General features: G+C 45.2%; 15 protein-coding genes and 1 other annotated feature. Of the genes, 9 read left to right on the top strand and 6 right to left on the bottom strand.

Translation table 11 applies throughout. The annotated features are described in order from the left end of the window. Positions 1 to 261: 261 nt before the first annotated feature. Positions 262 to 2,415: an LTA synthase family protein gene (locus E5260_RS04365; protein WP_003642696.1), complete on the bottom strand. Its 2,154-nt coding sequence runs from the start codon at positions 2,413 to 2,415 to the stop codon at positions 262 to 264. A 190-nt stretch (positions 2,416 to 2,605) separates the two neighbouring features. Here E5260_RS04365 and E5260_RS04370 point away from each other — a divergent pair, with 190 nt between their 5' ends. Beyond that, complete coding sequence (locus E5260_RS04370; RefSeq protein ID WP_003642697.1) at positions 2,606 to 3,043, top strand: GNAT family N-acetyltransferase; 438 nt, start codon at positions 2,606 to 2,608, stop codon at positions 3,041 to 3,043. 362 nt (positions 3,044 to 3,405) lie between these two features. Continuing rightward, positions 3,406 to 5,481, top strand: a complete 2,076-nt coding sequence (locus E5260_RS04375; protein WP_024971627.1) for a SpaA isopeptide-forming pilin-related protein — start codon at positions 3,406 to 3,408, stop codon at positions 5,479 to 5,481. 461 nt (positions 5,482 to 5,942) lie between these two features. Here E5260_RS04375 and E5260_RS04380 read toward each other — a convergent pair whose 3' ends face one another. Beyond that, positions 5,943 to 8,627 (bottom strand): MMPL family transporter, encoded by a 2,685-nt coding sequence (locus E5260_RS04380; RefSeq protein ID WP_003644687.1) that lies wholly within the window; start codon positions 8,625 to 8,627, stop codon positions 5,943 to 5,945. Positions 8,628 to 8,632: 5 nt separating this feature from the next. Here E5260_RS04380 and E5260_RS04385 point away from each other — a divergent pair, with 5 nt between their 5' ends. Together E5260_RS04385 and E5260_RS04390 are read left to right on the top strand one after the other, a co-directional pair. Continuing rightward, positions 8,633 to 9,409, top strand: a complete 777-nt coding sequence (locus E5260_RS04385) for a TMEM175 family protein (protein WP_003642700.1) — start codon at positions 8,633 to 8,635, stop codon at positions 9,407 to 9,409. Further along, a complete protein-coding gene (locus E5260_RS04390) occupies positions 9,409 to 9,627 on the top strand; it encodes a hypothetical protein (RefSeq protein ID WP_003642701.1) in 219 nt (72 codons plus the stop codon). Before E5260_RS04385 ends, E5260_RS04390 begins: the two co-directional genes overlap by 1 nt. A gap of 48 nt (positions 9,628 to 9,675) precedes the next feature. On the opposite strand, the gene E5260_RS04395 is transcribed toward E5260_RS04390, so the two are convergent. Continuing rightward, positions 9,676 to 10,629 (bottom strand): linear amide C-N hydrolase, encoded by a 954-nt coding sequence (locus E5260_RS04395; RefSeq protein ID WP_003642702.1) that lies wholly within the window; start codon positions 10,627 to 10,629, stop codon positions 9,676 to 9,678. A gap of 231 nt (positions 10,630 to 10,860) precedes the next feature. Here E5260_RS04395 and E5260_RS04400 point away from each other — a divergent pair, with 231 nt between their 5' ends. The 4 genes from E5260_RS04400 (at position 10,861) to E5260_RS04415 (ending at position 14,176) form a co-directional block, all read left to right on the top strand. Beyond that, entirely contained in the window at positions 10,861 to 11,922 is a 1,062-nt protein-coding gene (locus E5260_RS04400) for an aspartate-semialdehyde dehydrogenase (protein WP_003642703.1), read from the top strand. 317 nt (positions 11,923 to 12,239) lie between these two features. Continuing rightward, positions 12,240 to 12,755: an SRPBCC family protein gene (locus E5260_RS04405; RefSeq protein ID WP_003644685.1), complete on the top strand. Its 516-nt coding sequence runs from the start codon at positions 12,240 to 12,242 to the stop codon at positions 12,753 to 12,755. Positions 12,756 to 12,793: 38 nt separating this feature from the next. Next, complete coding sequence (locus E5260_RS04410) at positions 12,794 to 13,618, top strand: SDR family oxidoreductase (RefSeq protein WP_003642705.1); 825 nt, start codon at positions 12,794 to 12,796, stop codon at positions 13,616 to 13,618. Between the two features lie 48 nt (positions 13,619 to 13,666). Continuing rightward, positions 13,667 to 14,176, top strand: coding sequence for a MerR family transcriptional regulator (locus E5260_RS04415; protein ID WP_003642706.1), 510 nt, complete (start codon positions 13,667 to 13,669; stop codon positions 14,174 to 14,176). Between the two features lie 150 nt (positions 14,177 to 14,326). Here the strand turns inward: E5260_RS04415 and E5260_RS04420 are convergent, their stop codons facing one another. The 3 genes from E5260_RS04420 to E5260_RS04430 form a co-directional block, all read right to left on the bottom strand. Then, positions 14,327 to 14,674, bottom strand: coding sequence for a DUF1801 domain-containing protein (locus E5260_RS04420; protein WP_003642707.1), 348 nt, complete (start codon positions 14,672 to 14,674; stop codon positions 14,327 to 14,329). A 14-nt stretch (positions 14,675 to 14,688) separates the two neighbouring features. After that, on the bottom strand, positions 14,689 to 15,597 hold the full coding sequence (locus E5260_RS04425; protein ID WP_003642708.1) for a magnesium transporter CorA family protein: 909 nt from the start codon (positions 15,595 to 15,597) through the stop codon (positions 14,689 to 14,691). An 83-nt stretch (positions 15,598 to 15,680) separates the two neighbouring features. Then, entirely contained in the window at positions 15,681 to 16,844 is a 1,164-nt protein-coding gene (locus E5260_RS04430; protein ID WP_003642709.1) for a VanZ family protein, read from the bottom strand. Between the two features lie 220 nt (positions 16,845 to 17,064). Between E5260_RS04430 and hisJ the strand changes: the two genes are divergently transcribed. Then, a complete protein-coding gene (hisJ, locus tag E5260_RS04435) occupies positions 17,065 to 17,901 on the top strand; it encodes a histidinol-phosphatase HisJ (RefSeq protein ID WP_003642710.1) in 837 nt (278 codons plus the stop codon). 58 nt (positions 17,902 to 17,959) lie between these two features. Beyond that, positions 17,960 to 18,191, top strand: a binding site (T-box leader). The last annotated feature ends 19 nt before the right edge of the window (positions 18,192 to 18,210 follow it).

An 18,210-nucleotide genomic window follows, 5' to 3' on the forward strand; every position in this document is an offset into this window, starting at 1 on the left:
ACCACTTTCAACTAAGCATAATGGGGCTACCGAGCACGTTTCGGTAACCCGCGCGAATGGCTGATGAACGGCACTGAACTTAAGAGATGGCACGTGTTAATCATCGTAATGCGCAAGCATGAGACAAACCACAATTAGTATTTTATCATGCAACCGATGCCAGATGGATGAGGGCAGCGTCATATTTAAAGGAGATCATAAAAAGGCGCGATGGCAAATAAATTGCCGTCGCGCCTTGCATTGTAAATGGAATGCTTGTTGCTATTTGGAACTGCTAGAGCTAGTCGTGGTACTATCCGTATCATCAGGGTTGGTAATCTTGATACGAGTAGAATCAGTCTTCTTATGCGAAGCTTCCGGTGCGTCGGTCGTATACAACGAGTCCGTTGACTTATTACCATTCTTCGAGTAGAGACTGGTTGACTTGCCAGCTAATTTATTTTGAATCTGAATTTCTTTTTCAAGGCCATCGGCGTAATTGTAATTAGAAGCGTCGACTTTCTTGAAGCCCTTAGGGGTGTAGAAACGTAACAAATTTTTATTGTTAAGTGAATCAGAGAGGCTTAATTCTTTGTCGACTTTCTTCTGATCTTTATCAACAGTCTTCTGAACTGCCTCATCATCATCAATCGTTTCGCCAGTTGCGTTGTCATAAATTTTGCCGCTAAGGACGGTGTATTTAGACGTGACGAAATCGCGATTTCTAAACGCAACGGTACTATCGTGTTGTTTAGAGAAGAGGTCGGTCCCAAACTGAATATAACGTTTGCTTGAAATCCCTAGTAAGTGCAGAATCGTTGGTAGGACGTCAATTTCACCGCCATAAGTCGATTCGACTTTACCACTCTTGATTCCTGGAATATTGATCATGAATGGCACACGTTGAAGCTGGGCGCTATCAAAGGAAGTCCAATCGTCCGCAGATTTACCGAGAATAGGTGCCAAGGTCGAGTTTTCACTGTTGGATAAGCCGTAGTGGTCACCATAGAGTACGAGCATCGAATTCTTTAATAAACCAGCCTTTTGCAAGTAGGTATAGAATTCTTTGACGGATTGATCGAGGTAGTGGGCGGTCTGGAAGTAACCGTTAATGGCGGAATCACTAGTATCCGTTGTCTTAAACGTCGTGTCTTCCTTATCAAGTGTGAATGGGAAGTGGTTCGTTACCGTGATGTATTTGACGTAGAACGGTTGTTGTAGCCGTTCAAGATACTGAACTGAATTCTTAAATAACAGCTTATCCTTTAGACCATATCCAGTTGATTTATCACCAGTCGTATCGAAATAACTGGCATCAAAGAAATATTGGTACCCCATATTCTTATACGTGTTATTTCGATTCCAGAAACTGGCCACGTTACCGTGGAAGACGGCGGAGGAATAATTGGCCCGTTGGTTTAGAATCGCGGGAGCGGCCTGGAACGTATTATCTGAGCCTAATTGGGAGAACAATGATCCAGTTGAGAGCCCGTAAGTACTAGTTTCAAGCATATTTTCGGCATCAGAAGTTTTCCCTTGACCAACTTGGTGGAAAAAGTTCTTAAAACTGTAAGTTGAGTTGCTATGATACAGTTTATTTAAGAACGGCGTAACTTCCTTACCGTTGACTTTCTGATCAATAAGAAATTGTTGAAAACTTTCTAGATGAATCACAATGACGTTGCGACCCTTCGCCAGACCGTACATCTTAGCGTTTGGCGCGGCATAGTGTGATTCAGTATAATCTTTAACGGTATCTAATTCTGATTTCTTTGCGCTGGCGCGTTGATGATTGGTCTGTTCATCCTTGATACCATCATAGACTGTAAAAGCATCTATACCAAGATATTTGACGATATAAGTGCGGTCAAACGTTCTGGTTAGTAGTTGTGGTCGGTTGGATTCTGCTAAGGTCAAGTTAAGACTGAAACCTGCAATCGCGGCAGAGGTGTACGCAAAGGCCGTGTGTTTCTTAATTGGTCGTGTGTCTTGCTCAATCCGATGAAGAATGACCAAGGCCAGAATGACAATAATATCCGCCCAGTAAAGAACATCGCCCCAACTCGCTAGGGCTAACGATGAGCCGGTAAGTCCCTGACTGACCTTGGACACGCCGGTAATCGTACTAACAGTCATGAAATCCGTGAATTCACGATGGTAGATAACGTTGGCATACAGTAAAATGGTGTCGAGTGCATCAATGAATAGCAAAATATAGTAATATACACCGGTTTTACGAATGTAGAACGCCAGACTAAACAGAAAGACCGTCGTTGCAATCGGGTTCACGAGCATCAGGAATGCCTGGAGTGGATCGGCAACGCCTAGTGAAAATTCGGTTAAGTACGCATAGATCGTTTTGGCCCAGAATAAGAAGACTAGTAGCCAAAAAAATCCAATTCGCGTGTTAACGTATTGGCGAAATTTGGTAAACATCGATAAAGACCTCATTTTTAACAAATTTGGATATGACTCGATAACCAGTCATCAAATCATTTTAACATAACATCGGAACTCGTAATCGCTAACAATTTTAAGAATGCGTTAATTTCGTTTCGAGTTAGTTTGACGATAACCGGTGAAACGCGTATTCTCAAAGTATTTCAGAAGAACGGGTGATAACGTGATGCAGATAAAAATGAGTAACCAGGTTGATTCATCAGTTTATGCGGATGCCATTGCAATCCGGCGGGCAGTCTTTGTGCAGGAACAACATATCGATGAAACTTTGGAAATTGATACGGTCACTCCAGCGACGTGGCACTACGTCTTGTATGATGATCAAAAGCAGGCGGTAGCCACAGCGCGAGTGACACCTAGCGACCAATGGACGGGGCATGTTCAACGAGTTGCTACGTTGAAAGCGGCGCGAGGGCAGGGCTATGCACGACAATTGCTTCAACGGATTGCAGCGGATGGGCTGAGCCGTGGTTGGCGACAGTTGGTACTAGGCGCTCAAGTCACTGCACAAGGGTTTTATACACAATTAGGGTATCAGCCACAAGGGCGCCCGTTTATGGAGGCGGGTTTGCGACATCAGACGATGATATTGACATTGTCGTAAGCATATTGGCGTAACTTTCAGTTGGTTAGGTTGTTGATTCGAGTCATATTCCAGAATAAAGGGGCCTTCAGCTTAAGGCTTAGCTTTGTGGTTATTTTTTAGCGAGACAATGTAAATGGAATTTCCGGTAGACTTCTAGGCATAGTTCTAGGGGCCTTTTTTGCTAAACGATTAGTTCGGATAGTTCGCAAATAAAAGTTTTGATTCGTAGTAAACTAGTTGGTTGCAGTATTGTACATGTGGAGCTGATTAGCGTGAATCACTAACTGGTGGCCGACCCTGACAATCATACGCGACTGTGAGGGTGTGTTGGGTTGTGAGAATGACAAAAACAAAGCTTTTTTTGAATGGGGGAGGAGCGTATGCGAAGAAAGCTAGTTGGGTATATGCTAAGCATGTTGACGGTAATATTAGCGCTATTTATGCTGGGGAGTACTGCACATGCTAAAGAAATCAGTGTTACGGGTTTAACGGCTGGCAATGCCATCGTGCTTGATGCGAATGGCAAACCCGTTACTGACACAAGTACGTTGAATGATAAGGCTGGCTACCAATTAACGTATCATTGGAGTATTCCAGATTCTGAAGTGATTAAAGCCGGCGATACAGCAACCGTTGAGATTCCAACGTACGTCAGTATCGATCATGATGTTGTGATGCCGTTAACAGATTCTGCCGGGCAAACCTTGGGCACGTTTACGTATACGAAAGGTGCCAGTACTGGGACGATCACGTTTACGGATGCGTTGGGTACACTCAATAGTCGGGCTGGCACATTGAGCATGAATGCGAAGGGCAATGCGACGGCGACGGAAGGATCAGCCGAAATTGCTAAAAGTGGCTTGGTTGTTTCGTCGGGAAGTGATGGTGCGCCAACGGTATTGGGGTGGCACATTACCGTGACACCGGGCAATAACTCGACGGTTGTGGTTACAGATACGCTAGGGCCCAATCAGACATTCATTCCAGATTCGGTTGCGGCACAGGCCGTGCAAATTATCAATGGTATCCAAGTGCCACAGCAACCGTTAACACCGACTGTTGCAACTAATGGTAACGTGATTACTTTTACGTTTAACAACATTCATTCGCCGTTTGTGATTACTTATAACACTAAGGTTGAGAATTTTAATCCGGCTGACACAGCTAAATGGCATAATACGGCTGCACTGGACGGACTAGGCGTTGATGCGACGGCCGATATTACCTATGGTGGCAATGGAACAGCAGGGATGACCTATACCATCGAATTAACGAAGCATGATGCGGCAACCAAGTCCGTGTTGGCTGGAGCCGTTTATGAATTGCAAGATAGTACGGGCAAGGTAATCCAAACTGGGTTGACGACTGATTCGCAGGGACAATTGATTGTCAAAAATCTACGTGCTGGTGATTATCAGTTCGTTGAAACCAAGGCTCCGCTTGGGTATGAACTTAATACCACCCCAGTAAAATTTACTCTCGGCGGTATTAAGCCAGAGGTTGCTTTTCAGGTAAGTCAGGATGATGTCAAGCAACCAGTTGTGCCGACAACTGGTGATGTCACGTTAACCAAGACTGATGCCACGACCAAGGCGGCATTGGCTGGGGCCGTTTATGAATTGCAAGATGCCACTGGCAAAGTGCTCAAGATGGGATTAACGACGGATACCACTGGTCAACTTACCGTATCAGGTCTGACCGCTGGCAATTATCAATTTGTTGAAACTAAAGCGCCTAGTGGTTATCAGCTTAATGCGGCACCGTTATCATTTACAATCAAGCCGAATCAAACGGCAGTGGTAACGGTAGCAGCAACTGATGAACCGGTCACTGAACCAGGAACAACTGAACCAGGCAAACCGGGTGAACCAGGAACAACTGAACCAAGCCAACCAGGTGAACCAGGAACAACTGAACCAAGCCAACCAGGTGAACCAGGGACGACTGAACCAAGTAAACCAGGTGAACCAGGAACAACTGAACCAAGTAAACCAGGTGAGCCAGGGACGACTGAGCCAAGTAAACCGGGTGAACCAGGAACGACTGAACCAAGCCAACCAGGCAAACCAGGCGAACCAGGAACGACTGAGCCAGGTAACCCTGGAACCACGGGGCCAACCGCGCCACAACCGGAACGACCAGCTGTACCCGGTCCAAGCCAACCCGCTGCACCTAAACCGGGACAATCTGGATTAGGTCAACCGGCATTACCAGGACTGATCAAGCAACCAAGCACGGGTGTCAATGGTGCTGGTGGCACTGTGGGTAATGGTGTGACAACTGGTATGAACGGCTTTGGAACGCCAACTGGTAGTGACCAAAGCACATCAGCTGGCTATAACCACGGAACTTTGCCGCAAACCAGCGAGAAGCAGTCGCCGATTTGGGTGATTTTTGCCGGGCTTTTGGGCTTGTTAATTGCCGCGGTGGGAATCGGTTATCGCCGTCGTGCTTGAAGACGCATGAATTGATTTATTAAAGTATCATGTAGGGATTGATGATGCCCCAGAAATTTTATGGTTTCTGGGGCATTGTTTTGGTTATGTGTAGAGCTAACATTGTTTACGGGGTCAGTTCAGAATTTCAATCAATAAATTTGAATCATCGTGTGAGTTACGATTAAGCAATATGGTCTAGCTAGCTGATGTGGAGATTGTTAGCTGTGTGGTGGCACACGCAAAATCTTTGGCACAGTGAATGGCGGATGGCGATGACCTTATTAGTCTTTGTCGTTGCTAGTATGACGATATTGAGTTAGTCAGCGGTGACTATCAGATTACCGGTGCTCACACAATCATTAAGTATAAACGACTGGCAGTTTGCTACGATTCAATTTAGTATTGTAAAAAAGTTGCTTTTCCAGATTTGACGTCTGGAAAAGCAACTTTTTTTACTCAAAGATTAGGCTAATCAATTGCTAGCGGTTGGTAGATGATGGGCGAAAGTGCTGCCAAAGCGTGGCTATAGCTGGTGGCTCATTAGCCCAACGTGTCCACCCTGAAAATCCCAATGGAACGATGAGGTTACTTATCGTAATCCCAATGAGACTCATGAGTGCAAGCCCCTTTAAGGTTGGTGCGGTCGTCAAAAGCAGTGGCAGTAAGTAGGTCAATTCAATCATTGTTACCGGGCAAACAAATCGTCCACTAGTATAAAAGTGTTGCTGCAGTTGAGTGGGTTCCAAGTGTCGTAACCAACTTTGACGGTAACTGGTTGCGGTGGTAATCATTAGCCAGTGCAGTGTCAACAACATCAAGCTACCAAGCAAGACACTGCTACTGAGCGGCCCGGTTTGCAACCAGCGTGTTAATATTAACTGGGTCCAACCCCAACTAGTTAACGTCACGCCAGTTAAGCACGCGGTCATTAACAGACTGAAGGTCAATGAACGCAGGCCGAACCATAAAACAACTATGCCGATGATTAATCCGAGTGTGAGCCATCTCAGTGCGTGGGTCGCAATCAGGGTATGCTGATAGTGCTGTTGCTGTGTTACCCCGGTTGTTAGGATTTTGGCGTGCGCTAAGGGCGGGGCGAGTAGGCTGTCGTGGGTGACTGCCTGAAGTCGTTGCAGGGTCCTGCGACTAGCCGCACTAGCCGGCGCTGATTTCAAAGTGACCGTTAGCTGTGTCATGCTTAAATCACTACTAATATTAGTAAAAAGACTGTTTTGATAGGCCTGATTAGTAGCCGCGTTAGCAGGCAGGTAAAAACTCCGGCCAACTTGACTAGCGGCTAAATCATGTAGATAGGTCTTCGTATTTTTCAGTGAAGCGAGTAAGGTGGTTAAGGGTTGAACGGTCTGCTTCAATGATTGGTTGACGTGGTGAACACGCTGATCAACGTGTCCAGCTTCGGTTGCGACCGTAGTTTGGGCCGTTACCACGTGATTTAGTGCGGTTGTCATGCGGTCAGTCAGGTGATCTAACTTGGTGACCTGCTGATTGACTTTGGTTAAATCGGGTTCAGCCTCAGCTGATGTCGTTAGCGTCGTGTCAATAGCCTGTAATTGCCGTTGCACTTGATCATTCAGTTCAGCCAAATCATTGATGCGGTCGGACAACTGGTCGACCGACTTGGTATGGCGACTAGTCGCTGCTTGTTCCAGACTTTGTTGGTCAGTCGTGAGTTGGCTCTTGAGTTTCGCCATACTCGTCAGTTTACCAGCCAAATCAATGTTGATAGTCGCAAGTTGCTGGTTAACGTAGAAATTACTTAGTGGTTGGCCGGTGGGCTGGGTCACTGAGATGACTTGAGCCACATTTGGTACGGCCCGCAGTTTAGTCGTCAGGTGATCGATTGTTTGTAATGATTGCTGCTGCGTTAAATTCTGCGGTGCTCGTAGTGTAATTGTGATTGGCGCCGTGGCACCGGTACCGAAGTGAGCTTGGACTAATTGCTGACCTAATTCAGCATTACTAAGCTGATTTTGGCGCCAGGGTCGTAAGTTGTCATCGGCAAACTGGCCGTTAGCAAGAATGAGGCCGGGGAGTAGTAACAGTGCGACGGCCAAGCTCCCAAGCGCTGGCTGCCAGTAGCCGAACTTGCTCAATTGGCCCCATAGATTGCGTGGACGGGTCGGCCAAGCCGTTGTTCCTGGCCAAAATAAATTATCACCGAGCCAAGCGGTAAAGGCGTAATTGAGCGGCGGTACCGCCAGTAAGGTGATTCCAAGCGCTACAGTAATGGCCCAAGCAGCGGCTAATGAGATGAAGGCAGTCCAGTGTAAAGTGATGGTTATGAGTATTAATGGGATAAAAACAAGTGCCCACTGTCGATATTGAAGTGTCAGAATTTTGAGACTGACAGTGGTCGGTGCGGTTGGTGCGCTCGATTGCCAATACGCGTACATAAAGTGCCATGTCAATAGACTAGTCAGTATTAAACTGATTAGACCAGCAAGGCTCAGCGCATTAGCCGTCAGTGGCCAATGCCAAGCTAAACGCGCGTTAGTGATAAAGCTAATCGTTGTGATCAGAGTGACCACTTGACACAGTAAGTTCAGTAATGGCACTAACAGTGAGCGGAAGATGAGGCCGAGAATGATTAAACTGAGCAGACTACCGACAAGCATGCTAATCAGCAAGTTGCGACGTTGTTGTTGCACGTGTTGTTGGTAGATCAAGTCCGTACTGGTGACACTCGTATTGAGGTCGGCGATTGCAATCGCATTATTAAGTTGATTTGCAATCACAGATAGGTCAGCCCGGGATGTCTGAACGGCGACAAGGGCTAATTCGGTGGAACCATCATTGGAACGTAATAAGTGCCAGTCATTAGTCATACCGGTTGGCGTTCGAAGCTGGTTAATGCCATAATCATCGGCTCGGCGATTAAGTTTGGCTAGGGTCGTGGAGATTTGTTGGCGTTGCTGTTTGGATAATTTACCATTTGAATTGTTGAAGACTAACGTTAAGGACTGGCTGTTGGTTAACCCGTGACCCCATTGTTGTTGATATTTAGGACTCGTTGTTGCATCTTGTGGCATTGCGGTTTGTTCATTCACAAACGTGGTAATGTTCGGTAAAATCAGAATACTTGCAAACACCACGATTCCCCAGAAAAATAAGAACAACCACTTTGGTTTTAATAATTTTCGCATTCGTCTTGACGCCCCCACATCAATTACTTTATTTTGACTTAATCTTACCATATCAGGTGTTAGAGAAGCAGTTTGGTCGTCAGTTTGAAAAGTTAATTACAGTAATTACTTGTGAGTTATGGTATCCTAAAACGCTGTGGGAGGTGCTGATTTTGAAAACAGATCGATTTCAGGCGTTCAGTGATGGTATTTTTGCCATTTTAATTACAATTTTAGTCTTAGAATTTCACATTCCTGATTACCAACCGGGACATTTACTGGCGGCACTATTAGCGCAATGGCCGTTGATCTTGTCGTATGTCTTTTCGTATTTCTACGTTGGCACGCTGTGGTTATTTCATCATGATTATTTCAACATGCTACAACGAATTGATCGCAACGTTAATATGCTAAACTTATTAATGCTCTTTAGTATCACCTTATTGGATTACCCGATGTCATTAGTGGCAGATGCGTTGACAACTGGTAATCGACAGGATATGCAAACGGCATTTATCGTTTATGATTTGGTTGCCCTGTTTATTTCGGCGACATTTTATTTCATGTACGCTTATCTGCATCATCACCAGGATCTAAAGAAGCCGGGAATCTCAATGGCTTTTTATACCGCAATTAAGTTTGATCCGGTTCGAAGTGTCACGATTTATGGCTTAGCCATCGTGGCAACGTTTTGGTCGGTATGGTTAGGTGCAATCTTACTAGCAGGTGGCATCATTTTTCACTTTTTGGCCTACTTACGGATGAGTCGCCAGCTAGAACAGGCGAAGGGAGGGACGGCATAATGGATTATTCAAGTTTATTAGGACCTGATCGTTATGATCTCGCCGTGACGTTAGCCAAGCAGTATCATCTTGACCCCAGCCAGGTCTTGTTCGGCTATTTGCAAGTGGTTAGTCAAGTTACGGGTGGTCCGAATGCAGCGCAAGCTGATTTACATGAGCCCCAAGTACGAGCAGCAATCAATCAGGAATTTGATCATTTTTTGAAGCAGCGTCATTAATTAAAAATCACGATGTGAGTTCAGTCTCAACATCGTGATTTTTTAGTTTCAATCGGCAGGAAAGAGGTACGGGGTTCGCCAGGTTGTTGCCATTTCAGGTGTTAGTGTCAGTCGTTGTTCGTGACCAGTCGTGCGTGGAATAAAGCGGTAAGTACGAGTCGCTAACGTGATCAAACAACGATAGTGCGTGTAGTTGTGGCTGATGAGATGGCGACGGTCGGCGTGGTATGGCAAGCTTACTTCTTGTAACCAGCGGAATAAAGTGGTCGGCACTTGTTGCGGTGCTAGCTGCGGTGTTCCCAGTCGTCGAAGTGCCATGTGAATGAAACGATCAGTGGGAATCGGCCCGCTCGGTAATGGTTGCTTAGTCTGAATCACGTGCTGAGCAGCCTGACGAGTGGCAGTTGTAATCTGGTTGCCAGATACTGCTAAATAACGATTTAGTCGGCGCTGATGGTCGCTTAGGACTGGTGTATTGGTCAGGACGCCGGCTGGATTCGGTTGCGCCGTCAGTGGGCCACCAGTGGGTTCGATGACGGCACTGGTGTGTGCATCACTGAGATACCAGTGAAAGGGATAGACTTCACCAGTGTCATCACCCCAGGACGCACCGACCAGGTTAACACTTGGCAGATCGGCGATCACGGCTGCGACTGATTGGTGTTCACCTAAAGCCCAGTTGATGAAGGCTTGGGGTGTTAAATTAATTTGGTTGACTTGTGGTTGAGTGGCGTATTCAACGGCGTGGGGCAAGTACAGTTCAGCACACATCAAACCAGCTTCGTTAATGCCGTCAGCCATCAAACAAGCCTTAAAGTGGTCAGGTAGCCGACCACCACCGAGAATGGCATACTGCGTCATACGCGTCGTCGCTAACCCAGTTGGCCACGGATAACGGCGCGGCAAAAAAATTGGCCGCCAAGGTGTCGTTGTTGGAAAGTCCATGGTGCGGGCGAAGTAGCGGTGATTGTCAGTATCAAGATAAGTTAAGCTGGTACACATGGCGCGGCCTCCTTTGAATTAGGTTCATTATACGTCAAAATAGGCGACAGCTAAATGACTGTTTAATTAACGATGGTAACGGTTACTTTTTTTGATGATCTGCGTGTGCAAAACAGCTGGCAGTGCAATCAGTGACAGATTAATTTATGGTCGGATGGAACTCATTATTTTCTAATCTTTACAAACGTGCTATAATGAGGTTTCAATAACTATCAAAGCGAGGTCTTCATAGTGAGTGGATATAACGTCGCGATTGTCGGTGCAACTGGTGCAGTTGGCGCGCGGATGATCAAAATGGTGGAACAGACGAGTTTACCTGTCAACTCAGTTAAACTTTTGGCATCAAGCCGTTCAGCCGGTAAACAATTACAGTTCAATGGTCAAGCCTTAACTGTTGAAGAGACCGTTCCTGAATCATTCGAAGGAATTGATTTAGCCCTCTTCTCAGCGGGTGGCTCAGTATCTAAGAAGTTCGCCCCTGAAGCAGTCAAACGGGGTGCCGTAGTTGTTGATAATACAAGTGCTTTCCGGATGGACCCAAAGATTCCGTTAGTTGTTCCTGAAGTTAACCCTGAAGCATTGAAGCTTCATCATGGAATCGTGGCTAACCCGAACTGCTCAACCATCCAAATGGTCGTTGCTTTGGAACCAGTGCGCAAGGCATTTGGTTTGAAGCGGGTCATTGTTTCAACCTATCAAGCCGTTGGTGGTGCTGGTAACCGGGCCTTGAAGGAATTGCATGATGAGACGGAAGCCTACTTAAAAGGTGAAGAGATGGAAGCTCATATCTTACCTGTTGCGGGCGACAAAAAGCATTATCCAATTGCCTTCAATGCGTTACCACAAATTGACGTGTTTGAAGAAGATGGCTACACCCATGAAGAATGGAAGATGATCCATGAAACCAAAAAGATTATGTGTGGCGGCGACATGGACAGTAAGGATATCAAAGTAACGGCAACTTGTGTGCGGATTCCGGTGCCAGTGAGTCACTCCGAATCAGTTTACTTTGAAGTTGAAGATCCTAAGGCAACCGTCAAGGGCATTCAAGATGCTTTGGCAGCTGCACCAGGCGTGGTCTTACAAGACGACCCTGATAACCAAATTTATCCGCAAGCGCATAATGCGGAAGGTTCTAAAGACACGTTCGTTGGTCGGGTTCGTCCTGACCAAGAAACGCCACAAGCCTTCCACATGTGGAACGTTTCCGACAACCTCTTAAAGGGTGCTGCTTGGAACTCAGTTCAGATTGCGGAAACCATGGACAAGATGGGTTTATTGCACATGCAATAAAACTAATTTGTTAAGGGTAATGAAAAGCTGATCGCTAGAATCAATATTCTGGCGACCAGCTTTTTTTGATGTCGAATTATTCGAGCGTTAGAGTCAGATAAAATATAATAAGCGTCATGTTGAAATTAGGTTCGTTTTAGAAAGCAATATTAAGAATTTGTTAAGCTAAAACTGATGAGTGTCCTTTATCCTTGTCCTGGAGTCAGCTCCAGCATATAAGCTAAGTTTATTCAAAGTTAGTGAATGGTCAATGAGATGTCATGATGTTAATTTGCTAGCTAGAATAAAATTTTAACGCGAATATGGAGGAATTAATAATGAAATCAATTAATTGGTCAACGGACTATTTACCAGGGCATACTGATAATTTCGTGTCAAACGAGGTCATTACAGACGGTGTGACTTTAGCGGCTGTTTGGAAAAATTTAGTCGATACATCGAAGTGGACGACGTATTATGACAATGCGACTAACATTATTTTGGATGATCAAACGAATACTGAACTAAAGTTTGCGGAACATTTCCGATTTGATACATTTGGTTTTCCTATCGATGCCCAGGTCATGGAACTCGTTGAACCGACGGATGGTGAAACAGCACGACTAGCATGGCATGGCTGGCAAAATGGTGATGCAGATACTCAATTTGATGTCTATCACGCTTTCTTAATTGAAAAATTGACAGATGGCCGGATTCGATTATTAACACAAGAATCGCAAGTTGGACAGCCTGCTAAAGACTTAGCTAATCAAACACCCAATCCGATGCTAAATGGTCACCAAAGCTGGTTAGATGGGTTAGTCAAGGCTGCTAAAAGGACTATGACTGAGTAAAGTAGTAGCTCAGCAAGATTAATAGGAGTGATTAAAAGATGAAAACATGGTTTATTACAGGAACTTCAAGTGGTTTTGGAAAGGAACTCGCGACAATTGTTGCACGTCAGTCTGACACTCAGCTGATTGCGGCTGCCCGCCACACCGATGATTTAGCCTACCTAGATGTTTTTGACGCGACGCGTATTGAGAAAGTAAGCATTGATGTGACAAATGAATCACAAATTAAAACTGGGGTCGCTCAAGCGATTCAACGTTTTGGAACTATTGATGTTTTAGTGAACAATGCTGGCTTAGGCTATTTTTCAACAATTGAAGAAAGTGATATGGCGAAAGTTCGCTACATGTTTGAAGTTAACGTTATGGGACTCGCTAACGTGACTAGGACCGTTTTACCGACCATGCGGGCACACCATGCTGGGATAATTATTAATTTATCATCGGCGTTGGCATTGACGACACTACCAACTATGGGCTTTTACAGTGCGACAAAGTATGCAGTTGAGGGGTATAGTGATACCTTGCGGCAAGAAGTAAAAGACTTGGGGATTCAAATTATGACGGTTGAACCAAGTGGCGCTCGAACGCAGTGGTCAGGGCGGTCATCCCAAAAGATGGTACCGACAATTGCAGATTACGCCGCGTTTAGTGACGCGATTACGACGGTATCGGACTCGGTTACTCAGGCACCGGGCAATCCGCACCGAATTGCTCAGGTTATGTTTGATCAGGCCAATTTGGTAGAAGTACCGGCACACTTGCCATTAGGTGAATTTGCCTATCAAGGTGGACTCGCTAATTTACAAAGCATTGTTAGTGAAATTAAGTCACGTGAGGACCTTTCATTATCGACAGACGATTAGCTGCGTTAAGATAGTGGTTAAACGACAATCGAGGAGGTTCAGTTCAGTATGAGTTATTCAATCGGACAAGTAGCTGATAAGTTAGGAGTGACGATTGATACCATTCGTTACTATGATAAGTCGGGATTACTGCCATTCGTGAAGCGTAATTCAATTGGCCGGCGTGAATTTACTGATAATGATCTACATTTGATGAGGACCATTGTATGTCTCAAAAATGCGGGTGTGTCAGTAGCTGACATTGCTACTTTTATTGCGCTCAGACTCGAAGGTGATACGACATTAAACGATCGTTACCAATTACTCAAAACGCATGAGCAGGAATTACAACAGCGGATTACCGACTTACAGGATACGATGAGTTATTTGAAGTTTAAGGAGTGGTATTATGAGACCGCTACGGCTGCCGGACATGAGGATATTCATTTTGTACCGGGTACTAATGAAGTTCTTCCCGGTCTTGACCAGGAATATGATGCGTATTTGAAGGCGACCGGTCAACTGGTTGAGCTGTCTCGATTTGCTAATGTAAAGGATTATCGGTTGCGCAAGCGATAGTCCTTAGCAGTTTCAGTTTAATCGATGAAACTGTACAGAAAAACTGGTTTTGATAGCTTGGATATTGGATAAGAATAACCAAAATAAAAGGTTCTGAATTGTCAGTTGTTTGACAGTTCGGAACCTTTTGAAATTAAAAGCAGCGTATATTTAAGCAATTAGTTGTAAGACTTGTCTAACTAGCGCCACTGGTACGGGTTGATCCAGGCCAATGTTCAGCCGCTTTTGACCGGTTGCGTAACCAGCAGTTTTAGCAGCAGTGAGGGTCGCATCGTCAAGGTCGGCTGAAATACTTAGACTGACGTGGGCCTGATAAGCAGCAATGCTAACGTATTGTTTGTCATGTTCATAGAACGGCAAATTCCACTTGATTTTAGCAGTAAAGTCAAGCAATTCCGATGTAATCAGTTGGGCAAGGGTGCTCAAGATTGGTTGTGCAGCGATTGCAGCTTTATTGATGTAATCGTTGGTGTCCGTGACTTTAACTCGACTAGGCATTTTTAAAACCTCCTTTATTTACGAAATGAATTGCGTCGTAGCAACCAAATGGTTAGGGCACATAGTGCAACGGCGATGAATACCGTAATCTCCCAACCGAATGGATTCTTCATGAACGGTAAGTCGACGTTTTGCCCGAAAAAACCGAAGACAATGTTGGGCATTGTCAGGACGATGGAGAAAATCGTCAGCACCCACATCGTGTTGTTCAAACTGTTGTCTAGAATGTTCGAGTAGGCGTTCGACACCCGGCCGATGATGTCTGAGGCAATGTTGGCCATTTCCAATCCTTGTTGTGCCTCGACAATAATATCGTCGAGCCGTTCTAATTGGGCCGCCGAGAATTTGACCGGTACAAACCGTTTGAGTGACTGCAACATGTCGTTATTACTTTTAAGGGACGTGAGGAAATAGACTAGCGTTGTTTCTAAGTCCATCAATTGAATAATGACTGAACGCTGAATTTGCTTTTTCATCTTCATCTGAATGTCTTGGCGTTGTTTATTGATCTTGTTGATGGCCGAAAAATATTGCCGTGATAGCTTGTACAAGATGTTAAAGATATGGTCGTATGGATGCAGGACATCTTCCCAATCGGCATCGATTTCGTCTGCCAACATATCCTCAACGAATATTGTGTTATCGGTCGTAAAAGTCAGTAGGGTGTGGTCAATCAACATGAAACTGACTTGGGCGGTATAAGTACCTTCCTCAACGTCTTCTGTGACCACGTCAAAAATAATGGTCGTGATGGCACTTTTGGCGTCATATTCCAACCGGCCTCGTTCGTGTTGATCGGTTGCGTAGCCTAACATTTCGTCGGTAACGTGTTCCTCACTTACGAGTTGATGATAATCATTTTCAGTGTAATTATTAACAGCGACCCAGCGAAAATCGTCGCTTAGTTCATGGACTTTTATCATTGTTTTTACTTCCAGCGTTTTGAGATATCTTCAATTTAACATGAGTTGCGAGACAACGCAAAGGAAGTTTTAAGGCCACCTAATTATTTAACAGTTGTTCTACTTAACTTTTCACACCATAACTGGTGACTGCGACTGAAAAGCGCTAACAATAAATCATAACTGATAATCAGTAAAATGACTGAAACGACGACAAGGTAGACATCCAGGCGGTTAAGGGTGGCACTAGGAACGTTGCCTAGACGATTGAATAACCATAAATCCAAGAATAAAAGTGGCAGGCCGATTAGGTAGAGCCCACTGTAATGGATAAGCAGTTGCCAGAGATTGGCCTGGTGACCACTGATGGTTACGATCTGACTATTGAGCAGGCGACCACCAATGGTTTTACCATGCCAACACCAGGCGGGCCCAATGAAGAAGAGGATGATATCGGCCAGGTATAGCCAGCGAAAATCATGTGGTAATGGCCAATTAAAATGTTTGACTAAGACGAAGTAGACGGTGTCAAAGGCGGCAATTGCGAGCCAATCGATGACCAACGCCCCAATGCGGCGCCAATTGATGGGGTGTTCCTGCCAATTCAACCGGGTACTGTGGTCGCGATTGCGCCACTGTTTAGGAATCAGATGTAGACACCCAGCACCGACAATCCCACCAAGTGTGTTCATCATTAAATCGTCGACATCGAACATCCGGTAGGCTCGTGAGTAGTAGCCGTATAATCCGGTTAACTGCGTGGTTTCGAAGAACAATGAAATCGAGAAGCTCGTCAGGGTGATCAACCAGAGCGGCCAGCGGTGCCGCCACTTTAAGTAGGCACCAATCGGCATAAATAATAGAATATTGAAGAACGGCTGGAAGAACGTGTCAGATTTGAAGGCGGCTAACCAAGTACTGGGGTCCCCGAGTTCAAACGGCGTGAGTGCCTTCAACTGGGTGAGAAAGTAGAAGGGTTGTAAATTATACTCAGCAGTTGTTAGGCTAGCCACGGATGAGCGAGTCGGGAGTGGCAGAATAATTAGTAAGTAGGCTGCTGCCAAGTACCAAATAAACGAATAGGTACTGATCAAGTTACGCTCACTCAGTGTTTGACGTGTTCGGAGCTGGATAGTCAGGATAATCATGGCGAGTAGTAAGGTCATGATGGGTAAAGCTAAGATAACGATGTGCACGGGTTCCAGCAACGTACTGACAATGTGACTGGAAAGTGCGAGTTGATAAAGTTTTGTAATGAGTTCGTGCATGGCCGGTCCCCCCTTTTTTGGGAATAGCGCTGTTCTTTAACTAATGTTGACTATATCATGGTATAAAGAAATTGTGACGATTAATATAAATAAATAAGTAAATTGTTAGACTTTCGCCGTGACTGCTAGCGTATTGTCGCGAATGACCGTTTCGACCATACTTGCTTATCTAAAAAAAATATGATTGAATAAGCATAAATTATGAGAGGGTGATGAGGATATGCTAATGGATGGGCATACCCACACGGAACTATGTCCGCATGGGAGTGGTGAAGCAACGGAAAAAATGATTCAACGGGCGATACAGCTAGGTTTTCAGCGGTATTGTATCACGGAGCACGCACCGTTACCACCGGCATTTCGTGACCAGTATGAAGGGACGCCGGCCGGTTATACTGAGGCGTCGTTGCGTGAGAACCAAGTAGCCGATTATTTGGCACTGGCTAACGGACTGAAGACCAAATATGCCGGGCAAATCGAGATCTCAGTGGGTTTTGAAGTTGATTTCTTACCAGAGCATGTTGCTTGGACGCGTGATTTTCTGAATACCTATGGTCCTCGGACGCAGGAAAGTATTTTGTCAGTCCATTTCATGCGGGGGTTACGGCAGCATTTCTGGTGTGTTGACATGTCAACGGATGATTTTGCAGCCGGTTTTGGGCAGTGGCTTAAGACGCCCCAACGTGTTTTTGAACAGTATTATCAGACGGTCTTGGCATCAGTACAAGCAGATCTGGGCCCTTACGCACCACAACGGATCGGCCACATGAGTCTCGTCCGCAAATATCAGGATTACTTTGGCTTGACTGAACCCTTGGATGTCCATAATCTTCAATTAGTAGATCAGACGTTGGCGTTAGTGAAGCAGCAACGGCGGCAGTTAGATTTGAATTTGGCTGGTCTCTACAAACCGTATTGTAATGATTTTTATCCCGGTGAACAGATTCTACAACGCGCTCAAAAGCTTGACATTCCGCTGGTTTATGGCTCTGATGCCCATGACATAGCCAGTGTGGGGCGTGGCTATCATCTTATAAAAAAATTAATTGAGGGTTGACAGCCGTCAGTTTAGTGATTACAATGAATTATAAATTAAACGACTAATCAAATTTTAATAAACGGTTGTGATTAGAACAAGTAATTAAGTCTTCCTCATCCAGAGAGCCCGGGTAGCTGAGAACCGGACAGACAGGCTTAACGAACACACATCTATGAACTGCTAAGGTGAACCAGTCTCATTAGCCTTAGCCGAATTGGTTTCGTTATCCAAGTTGACTTGATCAACATGAGGTCTACCGTGCGAACGGTAGATGAAATAAGGTGGAACCACGCGTAAACGTCCTTTTAGCAAATTGCTAAGGGGGCG

Origin of the sequence: Lactiplantibacillus plantarum (assembly GCF_014131735.1) — a bacterium.
Taxonomy (GTDB): domain Bacteria; phylum Bacillota; class Bacilli; order Lactobacillales; family Lactobacillaceae; genus Lactiplantibacillus; species Lactiplantibacillus plantarum.